Source organism: Bradyrhizobium japonicum USDA 6, from assembly GCF_000284375.1.
GTDB classification, from domain to species: Bacteria; Pseudomonadota; Alphaproteobacteria; order Rhizobiales; family Xanthobacteraceae; genus Bradyrhizobium; species Bradyrhizobium japonicum.
Map to the genome: position 1 here is coordinate 4,768,298 of NC_017249.1, position 12,450 is coordinate 4,780,747.

The following is a 12,450-nucleotide window of genomic DNA, read 5'->3' on the forward strand; positions in this document are numbered from 1 at the left end:
GAGGCGACGTTTTCGCAAACTACCTCAAATATCCCGCCACCATCCGCGTCGTCTCGTCCACCAGCGTCCGCACCATCTTCTCCGACAGCATCTCGGCCGGGTTCAGCACCGTGTTGTGCGCGACTGCCTCGATCGCGCTGACGCACATGAAGGCTGCCAGTCCTGGATCGATCTTGCGCATCTCCTTGCGGTGGTTTTCGAGATAGGTGCGGACGAGGCCGTGGACCTCGTGATTGAAGGCTTCGACCTCGGCGAGCCGGCCGGAGCGTGGAATCTGCTCGGCGAGGACGCGGTGCAGGTCCGGGTCGATGTGATGGGCCTCGATCGCGACGGTGACGAGGCGGCGCACGGCCCTTTCGATCGGCATGTCAGCGACCTCGACGAACGCGGCGCGAACGATTTTCATGATCTCGTCGTTGTGGCGATCGATGACAGCGACAACCAGCGCCTCCTTGCTGGGAAAATACTGGTAGAGCGAGCCGACGCTGACGCCGGCGATTTCGGCGATGCGGTTGGTGCTGGTCTTCTCAAAACCTTCGCGGACCAGAATGCGAGCGGTTGCCTCGACCAACGCGTCGACGGTGGCGCGGGATCGCTCCTGCGAGGCATTTTTCCGGGGTTTTGTCGGCGGTTTGCGGGCCACGGCCTTGTGATCTGAATGCGAGTAGGAAAAGCGAGTGAATGCTCGCATTATATCCGCAAGTGGCGGCGGGTCGGCAAGCCTCTTTGTCGCCGTGTCGAAAGAGCCAGATGGGGATGTGGCCATGAGCGTTGCCAGAATCGTGTCGGCCTTGCAGTTCTGTCCGGGTGGTTGCGTCTTCGGCGCCCCGGCCCGGCGCGATCCCGCGCCAAGCCTGCAAAGCCGTGCCCTCAACCTGCTCCTGCGGCAGCTTCCGTACAAGCAACAGCTCGCGTCCGCCGAGGCCGTGCAGGAGCATGTCCAGAAGCTCGCCTTGCAACCGGTCTCGTTCGAGCCGCCGAATCTGGGCCGCGGCGTCGAGGTGACATTGACCAAGATGGGCGGATGGCCGGTCTATTACACGGCGCCGTCGTCGGGCCATGAGGGCTGCAACCACGTCATGTTCCTGCACGGCGGTGGCTTCATCAACGAGATCGTGCCGGCGCATTGGCGCTTTGTCGCCCAGATGACGCGCAAGGCGCGCATCGTGTGCGTCGTGCCGATCTATCCGCTTGCGCCGCGCGCGACAGCGAAGGATGTCGTGCCGGCGACGGCCGAGCTGTTGCGGATGCTGCTGGAGGATGCCGGGCCCTCAAAGGTGACGGTGGTCGGCAATTCCGCCGGAGCTAGCCTGGCGCTCGCCGCCTGCCAGTGGCTGCGCGACCGCGGGCATCGGCAGCCGGGCCGGATGATGCTGATCTCGCCGGCGGCCGATGCATCGGTCAGCCGCCCGGAGCAGGTCGAGATCGCGGCGCGCGATCCGATCCAGGACATTCCGGGGATCATCGAGGCGGGGCGGCTCTATGCCGGCGAGCTCGATGTCGGTCATCCCTTCGTCAGCCCGCTCAACGGCGCCTTCCGCGCGCTGGCGCCGATGACGATCTTCTCGGGCACGCGCGACCTTCTCTATCCCGATAGCGTCGATCTCGCGGAGCGGGCGAGGGCGGCGGGCGTGGCGGTCGAGTTGCATCTGCTCCGTGACCAGCCGCACAATTTCGCGCTGATGCCGACGCCGGAAGGGCGACGGGCGCGTGCGATCATTCTGCGTGCAGTGGCTTAAAGGAAGGGCGTGATCGTTGTCACAGAGGCGCGCCGCCGCAATGGGGTCTGGCGCTAGCGGTTCCCGCGCGGAGAGACCAGGCGGCCTCCGGGGCGTTTCCTCATCCGTAGTCTTGCGGGGCCTTAGGCGTGGCCCTTGATCTCGTAGTGGCCCGGCACGCATTTGTAGCGCTCGAGGCGCCAATTGGCGTGATAGATCGGATGCTCGCCCATCCATTTGGCAAGCGGGGCCTGTGCGCCGATCGCGCACTGCATCATCGATATCTCGGGCGTCATGTTGCTGTCGGTCACGATTTCCTCGATGCAACTGCCTGAGCTGGCTGCGCTCAGCCGGCAGAGCACGGCAACCACGGTCACGAACATTCCAGTCACCTCATCGGTAGTTTCAGACCACGAAGAGGATGCAAGCGGAGTGCCAGAGCCTGTGACACAAACAACACGCTGGCCTGGCCGACCCGACCCAGCGTCCATCCCCATTTGGTGATTCGGATTGTAAAAAATTGCCCATAAACCGAAGCCGGGCAAATACGGGGAATCCCCAAGGAAAAGGGCGCGGGAGGATCGCAGGAATGAGCGATTGTGGGGGCAGCGCCGCGCGAACCGCCCCTTCACAAGGCCTGCGCAGGCGATAGGCTCGGAAGCGGGCGGATACTCGTCAAAAGAGCGGGACCGCCACAGAACCAAAGGAAACGCGAGGGCAGACCATGAAGGCACGACCGACCGGCGTGATCCCGCCGATGACGACGCCGTTCCGGAAGGACGGCGAGATCGACTTGGGGCTGGTGGCGCCCCAGGTCGACTGGATGATCGGCGCGGGCGCGCATGGCGTTGCGGCCGGCGGGTCGACCGGCGAAGGCCACACGCTCGATCACGAGGAATATCGCGACCTGATGGCCGCGACGGTCGAGGCGGTGAAGGGACGCATTCCCGTGATCGCCGGCATCATCGTGGACTCCACGCGCGATGCGATCCGCCGCGGCAAGCTCGTGCGCGACATGAATGTTGCGGCACTCCAGGTCACGCCGGTGCACTATCTGTTCAAGCCCGATGACGAGGCGATGGTCGCGCACTTCCGCGCCATGGCGGACGAGACCGGCATGCCCATCATCATCTACAACGTGGTGCCGTGGTCCTATCTGTCGCCGACGCTGCTGGTGCGGATCATGACCGAGGTGCCGCTGGTGGTCGGCGTCAAGCAGAGCGCGGGCGATCTCAAGCTGTTCGCGGATCTCATGATGATGGCGCCGGACAAGCTGATCTACAGCGCGGTCGATGCCCTCATGTATCCGTCCTACACGCTCGGCGCCCATGGCTCGATCGCCGCGATCCTGACCGCGGCGCCGCATGCCTCCGTCGCGCTGTGGGATGCGGTGAAGGCGGGCGACCATCCGCGCGCGCTCGACCTGCACAAGAAGCTGCTGACGCTGTGGAACGCCGTTATCGCCGACAATCTGCCGGCCTGCACGCGTTACGCCCAGACGCTCCAGGGCTTGCCGAAGACTTATCCGCGCGCGCCGATGCCGGAGGCCTCGCCGGCGCAGCAGGCCGCCACCCGCAAGGCGCTGGAGGCACTCGGCGCGTTGGACGGGGTGCGCGTCGAAGCGGCCGAATAGTCCGCGGGCCGAAATAACTGATGTGAAGATGGCAGCGCCGATCCGCTTTTACCTGCGGATGCGGCGCTGCTACATTTTGCGCGCGCCGCGATGCGCGGCGCCAGCTGTGAAGAAACATACCGACAAGGGGAGGGACCGAAGTCCCATGAAGGATTTTGCAGGAAAGATCGCCGTCATCACCGGCGGCGGCACGGGGATGGGACGCGAGCTCGCACGGCAGCTCGTCGCGGAGGGCTGCAATGTCGCGATGTGCGACGTCTCGGAGGCCGCGATGGCCGAGACCAAGCGATTGTGCGAGGTCGAAAAGCTGCCGCAGGGCCTGCGGGTCACGACCCATGTCGCCGACGTTTCGATCGAGGATCATCTCAAGCGGTTTCGCGATGAGCTCGCCGAGCAGCAGAAGACCGATCGGATCCATCTCCTGTTCAACAATGCCGGCATCGGTGGCGGCGGCAGCCTGTTCACCAACACGCGCGAGCAGTGGGAGCGTACCTTCAACATCTGCTGGGGCGGCGTCTATCTCGGCGTGCGCACCTTCCTGCCGATGCTGGTGGCGGCGGATGAGGCCCACATCGTCAACACCGCGAGCGTCAACGGCTTCTGGGCCTCGATCGGGATGAACCAGGCGCACACCGCCTACAGCTCGGCCAAGTTCGCGGTGAAAGGATTTACCGAAGCGCTGATCAACGACCTTCGCCTGCACGCACCGCATGTCAAATGCTCGGTGGTGATGCCCGGCCATATCGGCACCTCGATCGTCTCCAATTCGCGCAAGGTGCAGAGCGCCGACGGGTCGGAGCGGCTCAATGCCGACGAGGTCGCGCTGACCCGCAAGCGCATGGTCGCGGCCGGCGTGCCGGATGCTGACAAGATGTCGGACGAGGACATCCAGGCTGCGTTCGCCGAACGCGCCCGCAGCTTCCTCGAGGACGCGCCGACGACGGCTGCGCAGGCCGCGAAGATCATCCTCGACGGGGTCAAGGCGGAGCGGTGGCGCATTCTTGTGGGCGAAGACGCAAAGCGCCTTGACGGACGCGTGCGCGCAACGCCGGAGCAGGCCTATGACCGTGCCTTCTATGAAAGCTTTACGCAGGAAGTTGGCTGGCGGCTCGGTTGAGTCGGTTTGACTGAGACTGTCAACGAGCGTCCGCCTATGTAGGTATGACGACCATCATGGCAAGAGGTGCGGACGTATTATTACGCAGGTAATTTACATGTTACGCAGGTAACTTTACGTGCCACCTCTTGCCAATTTCCGACGCCTTATGACGATTTGGAATGTCACGCATGCGACAGGCCCGATCGTTCAAGCAATGTTCAAGCGATGGTGATGTGAAACGGGTCTCATTCGGCGCACGGCAGCTTGGTTGGTGAACCAAAATAGTTTAGTCAATCAGGGGTAACGCCATCATAAAGCGTAGCTCCGATGATACCCGCATGCCTCTCCGACGACTGGATCCTCTGCCCGGAGAGAGAGGATATTTCCGCTGAATTCACGCGGCTCCTCACCGCGGCGCAGGAGGGCGGCGCCACCATCGCAGAATGCCTGATGATCGCGCGGCAGCTCAAGCAGGGCGGCGAGCAGTCCTGGCACCGCGAGTGGAAGCGGCTGGCGCAAGCCAACCGGCAGCGTGCCGAGGCGGCGTTCGCGGAGGGCCACATGGCGACCGCGCAGCGCAACTGGCTGCGGGCGATGAACTACTACGGCGCGGCCGCGATGCCGCTGGACCAGGCCGACGAGCGCCGCTGGGTCGCGGTGCTCGCCATGCAGGAATGTGCGCGCCGTTTCCTCACTGCGCGCGGTCCGGCTGGCGAGGTCGTCACGATTCCCTGGGCCGACGACGGACACGTTTTGCAAGGCTATTTCCTGCCTGCGTCCCCGGGCAGCAAGCGGGCTCCGACCGTGATCTGCATCGGCGAGCCCGGACACCGCAAGGAGGAATTCCTGTTCAAGCTCGCGCCGCATGCGCGTGAGCGCGGATTGTCGATGCTCGCGCTGGATCTGCTCGGCGACCAGCGTGACGACTATACCGACACGCTCCTGCAGCGCCGCGACCTCGAGAGCTCGATTGCCAGCGTCATGGATTATCTGGAGACGCGTGGCGACGTCGATTTCGATCGCGTTGCCATCGTGGCCGACGGGTGGGGCTCTTCCTTTGTCGCGCGCGCGGTGTTGCAGGAGCCGAGGCTCGCCGCTGCCGTCTGCGACGGCGGTCTGTGGGACCTGCACGAACGATCCTTCTTCGCCAGCCGCTTTGCGATGAGCGATCTCAGCATCGTCCCGGTGCCGTCGGCGCCGTTGATGGCCTCGAGTGCCGACTGTCCGGTGCTGATCACACTCGGCGAGGACGGCTGGCTCAAGGCCGACCGGGCGCGCCAGATCGTGCAGAAGTCACGACTCGGCAGCTCCGACATCGTGCTGAAGGTGTTCACCGCGCAGGAGACCGGCGCGGCGCAGGCCCACGCGGACAATCCCAGCCTTGCCAACGAATACATCTTCGACTGGCTGGAATCGCAACTGGGCGCCACGGGGCGGCGGATCTGAACGCCGCCTGCTGTCTTAAAGCGCGATGAGATTGAGATGAATCGTCATCGCGCTTCAGGTTGTTGTTTGGGCATGATCTTTTCGGAAAACCGCTTCGCACTTTTCCGGATCATGCTCTAGTAGTCGAGGGAGATCCTGACGCAGGCCTTTTCGAGCCTGGTCTTCAGCGTCGCGAGCTTGCCGGTGAATTCGGTCAGTTCGGTCTCGTCGAATTCCTGGAAGACGAATTCGCGGATCGTCTTGTACTGCTCGTTGAGGCTTGCGATGTGCTTCTGCGTCTTCTCGACCAGGGACAGCCGCACCACGCGGGCGTCGGTCGGCGAGGGCCGCCGGCGCAGCAGGCCCTTCTTCTCCAGCAGCTTGGACTGGGTTGTGACGAAGGACGGATCGACGTGGAGCAGCTTGGAGACCACGTTGACGGGCACGCCGTCGTCCTTGTCGAGGTCGGAGATCGCCATCAGGATCAGCCATTGCGGACCGCTGATGCCCAGCGTTCTCGCCCAGAACTGACGCAACTCCTCCAGGTACATGTTGATCGACGATATCTCCCAGGTGAAACGCCTGATGATATCGAGATTGCCGATGGAGCGGAGGCGCGCTCCTTCCTTCCTCGTCGCTGACACAGCGTCACTCCCGTGATCTGATTCTTTTCCGGCCGGTGTCTTGCACGGCCATAGTCCACGCAAGTCTGCCCTGACGCAAGTGCAGAGCAGGGTAATTTTGTCACTAAAATTACAAAGATGATCAGCTCAGCATATTCCCCCGCCCGCAGTGTTGCGCGCGGGGCACAGGTTTAGTGAAACAACAAAGGTGAGCTAATAAACTATTTTGATTAGTGGAACGGCGCAGGCATATTGACGCGTGACGGTGGGGGTACTCGATCGTCCCGTTGCAGGTGGTTCGCTCACGTCCCTCGCGTCGATGCGGGTGTGTCCAAAAGCGCGAAGCGGCCGAGCGGATTTGAAAAGACGGGGATCTGGGGGGCCTCACGGTCCGGTCTCCGTAAAATGAGCAACTTGGAGGTTTTATATGAAAGTGGTGAAGAGCCTTTTGCTCGGCACTGCGGCGGGTCTGATCGCCGTCGGTGGAGCCCAGGCGGCCGATCTTCCGGTCAAGGCCAAGGCGGTCGAGTACGTGAAGATCTGCACGCTCTACGGCGCGGGTTTCTACTACATCCCGGGCAGCGATACCTGCATCAAGCTCGGCGGCTATCTGCGTGCTGAAGTCGCGCTCAATGCCGGCGGCAACTACAGCGGCTCCTACAACAGTGTTTCCGCCTCGAATAACCGCCTGACCAACTACTACTCGGCGCGCGCCCGCGAAGACCTCAACATCGATACCCGTACCGCGACCGAGTACGGCGTGGTTCGTACTTATTTTGACGCCGTGTTCACCTGGACGACCGATTTCACGACGGGAAGCGGCACGACGCCGGGTGCGACCGTTTACTCACAACTCGGAAGCACCGGGGTGTCTGCGCCGAACAACGCAAACGCGGGCAATATCTCGGGCGGTACGCTCGGCGTCTACTACGCCTTCATCCAGTTCGCGGGCTTCACGATGGGTAAGGCCGTGTCGCAGTTCGACGCGCCCTGGATCAACTATCCCGGCAACAACTTCGACCAGCTCGTCGGCGGCAGCGGCACCACCAACGGCGTTGCCCAGTTCACCTACACCGCTGATTTCGGCCAGGGCGTGACGGCTGCGTTCTCGGCGCAGGATCAGACCCAGGCCTTCCAGACCAACATCTGGAACACCGCGGGCATAACCACCTCCGGCGTTCTCGGCGGCGCTTACGGTTCGAGCGACTTTGGCGGCACCCGGTCTCCCGACCTGGTCGCCATGGTCCGTGTCGACCAGGCCTGGGGCCTGTTCCAGGCGTCGGTGGCCGCGCACGACAACCACGTCGCCTACTACGGCGCGACGGAAGTCACCGGTCATCCGGAAGACAAGTGGGGTTGGGCCGTGCAGCTCGCTCTGCAGATCAAGAACATCCCGACCGGCGCCGGCGACGTGATCAACATCTCGGGCGTCTACACCGAAGGTGCGAGCCGCTACAACTTCCAGGAGCTGGCTGCGACCAGCTACTCGATGTTCGGCGGTTCGGGCAGCGCGTATCAGAGCATCGGCTTTGCCGGCGTGTCTGACGCGGTGTTCGGTCCCAACGGCCAGCTCGAGCTGACCAAGACCTACGGCTTCCGTGGTGCCTACACCCACAACTGGAGCCCGTACTGGAACACGGCGCTCTACGGCGCGTGGGCTGCGGTCAACTACAGCGGCACGGCCAAGTCCATGATCTGCGGCAGCGCCGCGTTCGCGACCCTGACCGGCACCTGCAACCCGGACTTCAACATCGGCCAGATCGGTGTCATCACCCGCTGGACGCCGGTGAAGAACCTGACCTTCTCGGCTGACTTCACCTACAGCCACCTCGACCAGAAGTACTCGGGCGTGATCACCAGCCCGACGCTCACGTCGGTTGCCAAGCCTGCGGCAACCTACGAGCTGAAGGACCAGGACACCTACAGCCTGCTGCTGCGCGCCCAGCGCAACTGGTAAGCTCAAGTCCGTTCCGATCTGAGAGAGCCCCGGCGGGAAACCGCCGGGGCTTTTTCATGAAAGCTGACTTCGGAAATCCGGTAACACGTTGCAAACGACGAAGACGAGCTATGCGATTCGATCGCCCTCAAATTTATTTACTTACCTGAGTTGATCAGCTATCTTGTTTTCAGCCGATTACGAAAGTCGCGGCTCTTAGCTTCATGCTAAGCCTCCAGAAACCTCCGGCGATGCCCCGCCGGAGGTTCTTCATTTTGGGATTTTCCTTCAGCCGCGCATCACACGGGCGCGCGAGTTCGGCCGGTAGGCGAGGCGGCTGTGGCCGACGCAGTAGGGTTGGCCGTCGGGCGCGGTATTGCCGCAGAAGCAGAAGTCGTCCGCACCCGGCGTCGAGATCGGCCAGCGGCAGCGGTTCTCCGAGAGCTCCAGCAGCGAGCAGCGGTTGGCATCGTCGATTGGACCCGCGACCACAGGTGTGTCGGTGTCCCCGTAGATCGTGGCGAGCATCTCATATTGCAGCCGCGGTACGGCTCGCGTCCCGCGCCGCGGCGCGAGGCTCCGCTCGAGCTTGCGCTCGTCGCTCGTCCTGCCGCGCGTGAGATTGAGCCGGGACAGCTTGCCGATCACCGCGTTGCGGCTGACGCCGATGTCGGCAGCGATCTCGCTGCAGGTGAGGCCGGCCTCGAAGTGCTGCTTCAGAAGTTCAATTCGTTCGTTGGTCCAAGTCGGTGAAGAAGCAGTCGGTGAAGAAGCAGTCGGCGAAGAAGTTGGTGAGAGAACAGGCATTGTAACGGTCCCAGGTTGCAGATGTCGGCCATCCGCCTCTCGAGATCCGTCCGCCTCACGTCCGGCGCGTGCTCACGTTCTGCCGTTGTCGCGAATCGACAGAAGCCCGTCCTTGATGGCGAGACGGATGCCTTCCTCGATCAGTGTGCGTGCGACGCCGGGAACGCTGGTGCCGTGGGTGCCCTGTCTCACCAGTTTCTCCAGATAGGTGATGGTCGAGAGCGCCAAGGTTACGGGAATGCGGTCAGTCTCGGCTTTTTCGGTGGCCATGGCCCGAACGCTAGCCTCTTACTCGGGTACATAAAAGTAACTATTAAGACTCTATTTAGGTTCAGGGGTCGGAGTCAAATCCGGGCAAGACCGGTGTTTCAGCTCATTGGAATCGCTGGGGAAATCGGGCGCAGCTCCGCGCGCCGCGCGGGATGCCGAGCGGCGGCGGAGTGGAGACGGGGTCGGGCAGGCGGGTGCGGCTAGCCGTGCACGATCGCCTTTTCGATCATGCAATGGATGCCCTTGCAGCCGTTGACGGTCTGCGTCACCCGCAGGTCGGCGGCCAGGCTGCACAGCGTGTAGGCGTCCTCGCGCGACAGGTTTCGCGTCTCGCCGAGCAGCACGATCATGTCGCGCAGCGCGCGCACTGCGCACTGGTCGAGGTCGGGGTCCATCGCCATGGTCATGTAATGCGTCGCCGTTTCGGCGCGGGGATAGTCGAACCTGAGATCCTTGCGCAGCGTCAGGCGGAAGCGGCCCTGGAGCGCGGTCTCGATCGCGGTGACGCAGACTTCGCCGTCGCCTTGCACGCCATGGCCGTCGCCGCAGGAGAACATCGCGCCCGGGACGAATACCGGCAAATACAGCGTCGCACCGGCCCCGAGCTCCTTGTTGTCGAGATTGCCGCCCATCGCGCGCGGCACGAGCGAGGAGATGCGGCCCCAGGCCGGCGGCGGCGAGACGCCCATCACGCCGAAGAACGGCTTGAGCGGCAGATCGAGGCCCCAGGGCATGCGGCCGACCATCCGCGACCGGTCGAGCGGGATGTTCAGGATTCGCGTCTCGTGGAAATCGTCGGGCAGGGTGCCGGACAGCGGCTTGATCATGTTCCAGCCCCAATCCTGCCGGAGCTGGACGTCGAGGATCTCGACTGCGAGCACGTCGCCGGGCTCGGCGCCCTCGACTGCGATCGGGCCGGTGAGGATGTGGCCGGGCAGCATGCGCTCGTTCCTGGCGTGAACCTCGAACATCTCCGGCGGAATGTGAAATTTGTTGCGGTCGGGCAGCATGTCGGGCCCGCCGCTGATGGTGTCGACCGTCACCTCATCGCCGCTTTTGACGGTGAGGGCGGGCTTGAGCGCGGCTTCGAAGAAGCCCCAATGGCAGGTCTCGGGGCTTGAATGCAGGTGGTGATGGGTCATTGGCCGCGTCCAATCGGTTTCATCAGAACTCGTCATGAGAACCTGTTATGCCCGGGCTTGACCGGGCGATCGATCCTCTTTCAAGAAGATTTCTGAAGATGGACGGGCCGGTCAAGCCCGGCACGATCATTCCAGCGAGGCTCCCCTGTATTTCGTTCTTTCCAAGACCCTCGGCACCGCTCTGCTGCCGATCAATCTCCTGATCGAGCTCGGAATCCTGTCGCTGCTGCTGATGGCGACGCGGTTTGCTGCGGTCGGCCGCAAGCTTGCCGTGACCACGCTGGTGCTGCTGGCGCTGGTCGCGTTCTCGCCGATCGGCAATCTTCTGCTCTATCCGCTGGAGTCGCGTTTCCCTGCGTGGGACCCGTCGCGGGGCGCCCCCGACGGCATCATCGTGCTTGGCGGCTCGATCGACACCGATCTGTCGGCGGCGCATCGCACGCCCGTGGTTGCGCACGCGGCCGATCGCATGCTGGCGCCGGCCGAGCTCGCGCGGCGCTATCCGAACGCGCGTATCGTCTTCACCGGCGGCTCGCCGAACCTGGTCTCGACGGGGGCGAGGGAGGCCGACTACACCGCGCCGATCCTGGAAAGCCTGGGCATACCGAAGGAGCGCCTGATCCTCGAGCGCGACTCCCGCAACACCTGGGAGAACGCGATCTTCACAAAGCAGCTGGTGACGCCCAAGCCGGGCGAACGCTGGCTTCTGGTCACGTCGGCCTTCCACATGCCGCGCGCGATGGGGATGTTTCGCAAGGCCGGATTCGATGTCGAAGCTTATCCGGTGGATTGGCGGATGGGCGGGCGCGACGGGCTGTTTGCCTTCACCCGCAACGGGGCCGATGGTCTCGGCAAGACCGACGTCGCCGTGCGCGAATGGATCGGCCTTTTGGCGTCTCGCATCATGGGGCGGACCGGCGAGTTGCTTCCGGGACCGGGCAAGGACTAAAACGAGAGTCGCAAAACAAGAACAGAGTACCGGCGCGCGATCGCCGGTCGGGAGGATGCCATGCAGCAGCAGAGCGCAGACAGGATCGATCTTGCCGGCCTCGTCGCCGACCTCAACGGCCTGCTGCGGCTGAAGACGACTGTGATCGGCATGAAGCTGTTCGCGCGCACCGCCGACATGGAGGCGATCCCGAAAATCCGGCGGCCAAGCGCGGTCCACACCACCGACCAGATCGTCAGCATGGCTGCACGTCTGGGCTGGACGGTCGGCATCACGGCCGACGATCTTGTCGGTGCGCAGTGTCGCGCCGTGATCGGGCTTGCGCCGCAGGACGAAAAATGGCTCGCCGGCGAAAACTATGTCGGGGTCTGGCACGGCACCGCTGAGGACGCGCGCAAGCGCCAGGAGGCGCTGGACGTGGTTCCGTTCGGGCAGTATCAGGCGCTTGCGGTCAGTCCGCTCGCGAGCGGTCGGCTCGATCCGCCCGACATCTGCCTGGTCTATGCAACGCCGGGGCAGATGATCATCCTGATCAACGGGCTGCAATATACCGGCTACAAGAAGTTCGAATGGGGCGTCGTCGGTGAGACCGCCTGCGCGGATTCCTGGGGGCGGGCGCTGAAAACCGGCGAGCCCAGCCTGTCCTTGCCATGCTATGCCGAACGGCGCTATGGCGGCGTGCCGGACGAGGAGATGCTGATGGCCTTGAAGCCCTCGCATCTCGCCAAGGCGATCGAGGGCATGAAGGCGCTGGCCAAGAACGGCCTGCGCTATCCGATTCCGCCCTATGGGATTCAAAGCGACGTCCGCGCCGGCATGGGCGTGAGCTACGCGAAGAAGTAAAGGTC

At 63.7% G+C, this 12,450-nt stretch carries 13 protein-coding genes; 7 read left to right on the forward strand and 6 right to left on the reverse strand.

The window, feature by feature from the left end; translation table 11 throughout:
• Positions 1–19: 19 nt before the first annotated feature.
• Positions 20–643 carry a TetR/AcrR family transcriptional regulator gene (locus tag BJ6T_RS22575; protein WP_028170221.1) on the reverse strand — a complete coding sequence of 208 codons (624 nt, stop codon included), beginning with the start codon at positions 641–643 and terminating at the stop codon, positions 20–22.
• 121 nt (positions 644–764) lie between these two features.
• On the opposite strand from BJ6T_RS22575, the gene BJ6T_RS22580 reads away from it, so the two are divergent.
• Positions 765–1,739 (forward strand): alpha/beta fold hydrolase, encoded by a 975-nt coding sequence (locus BJ6T_RS22580; protein ID WP_014494789.1) that lies wholly within the window; start codon positions 765–767, stop codon positions 1,737–1,739.
• Positions 1,740–1,861: 122 nt separating this feature from the next.
• Here the strand turns inward: BJ6T_RS22580 and BJ6T_RS22585 are convergent, their stop codons facing one another.
• Positions 1,862–2,101 carry a hypothetical protein gene (locus BJ6T_RS22585; RefSeq protein WP_014494790.1) on the reverse strand — a complete coding sequence of 80 codons (240 nt, stop codon included), beginning with the start codon at positions 2,099–2,101 and terminating at the stop codon, positions 1,862–1,864.
• 341 nt (positions 2,102–2,442) lie between these two features.
• On the opposite strand from BJ6T_RS22585, the gene BJ6T_RS22590 reads away from it, so the two are divergent.
• The 3 genes from BJ6T_RS22590 (at position 2,443) to BJ6T_RS22600 (ending at position 5,896) form a co-directional block, all read left to right on the forward strand.
• Positions 2,443–3,351 carry a dihydrodipicolinate synthase family protein gene (locus tag BJ6T_RS22590; RefSeq protein WP_014494791.1) on the forward strand — a complete coding sequence of 303 codons (909 nt, stop codon included), beginning with the start codon at positions 2,443–2,445 and terminating at the stop codon, positions 3,349–3,351.
• A gap of 145 nt (positions 3,352–3,496) precedes the next feature.
• On the forward strand, positions 3,497–4,468 hold the full coding sequence (locus BJ6T_RS22595; RefSeq protein ID WP_014494792.1) for an SDR family NAD(P)-dependent oxidoreductase: 972 nt from the start codon (positions 3,497–3,499) through the stop codon (positions 4,466–4,468).
• Between the two features lie 309 nt (positions 4,469–4,777).
• Complete coding sequence (locus BJ6T_RS22600; protein WP_014494793.1) at positions 4,778–5,896, forward strand: alpha/beta hydrolase family protein; 1,119 nt, start codon at positions 4,778–4,780, stop codon at positions 5,894–5,896.
• A gap of 116 nt (positions 5,897–6,012) precedes the next feature.
• On the opposite strand, the gene BJ6T_RS22605 is transcribed toward BJ6T_RS22600, so the two are convergent.
• Positions 6,013–6,519, reverse strand: coding sequence for a MarR family winged helix-turn-helix transcriptional regulator (locus BJ6T_RS22605; RefSeq protein WP_014494794.1), 507 nt, complete (start codon positions 6,517–6,519; stop codon positions 6,013–6,015).
• Positions 6,520–6,925: 406 nt separating this feature from the next.
• On the opposite strand from BJ6T_RS22605, the gene BJ6T_RS22610 reads away from it, so the two are divergent.
• Positions 6,926–8,455, forward strand: coding sequence for a porin (locus BJ6T_RS22610; RefSeq protein WP_014494795.1), 1,530 nt, complete (start codon positions 6,926–6,928; stop codon positions 8,453–8,455).
• Positions 8,456–8,722: 267 nt separating this feature from the next.
• Here BJ6T_RS22610 and BJ6T_RS22615 read toward each other — a convergent pair whose 3' ends face one another.
• From BJ6T_RS22615 to BJ6T_RS22625, 3 genes are all read right to left on the reverse strand, one after another.
• Entirely contained in the window at positions 8,723–9,241 is a 519-nt protein-coding gene (locus BJ6T_RS22615) for a GcrA family cell cycle regulator (RefSeq protein WP_014494796.1), read from the reverse strand.
• Between the two features lie 72 nt (positions 9,242–9,313).
• On the reverse strand, positions 9,314–9,511 hold the full coding sequence (locus BJ6T_RS22620; RefSeq protein WP_007603456.1) for a hypothetical protein: 198 nt from the start codon (positions 9,509–9,511) through the stop codon (positions 9,314–9,316).
• Positions 9,512–9,711: 200 nt separating this feature from the next.
• Positions 9,712–10,653: an acetamidase/formamidase family protein gene (locus tag BJ6T_RS22625; RefSeq protein WP_014494797.1), complete on the reverse strand. Its 942-nt coding sequence runs from the start codon at positions 10,651–10,653 to the stop codon at positions 9,712–9,714.
• A gap of 232 nt (positions 10,654–10,885) precedes the next feature.
• Here BJ6T_RS22625 and BJ6T_RS22630 point away from each other — a divergent pair, with 232 nt between their 5' ends.
• Positions 10,886–11,602, forward strand: coding sequence for a YdcF family protein (locus tag BJ6T_RS22630; RefSeq protein WP_014494798.1), 717 nt, complete (start codon positions 10,886–10,888; stop codon positions 11,600–11,602).
• 60 nt (positions 11,603–11,662) lie between these two features.
• Positions 11,663–12,445 (forward strand): DUF169 domain-containing protein, encoded by a 783-nt coding sequence (locus BJ6T_RS22635; RefSeq protein ID WP_014494799.1) that lies wholly within the window; start codon positions 11,663–11,665, stop codon positions 12,443–12,445.
• Positions 12,446–12,450: the final 5 nt, after the last annotated feature.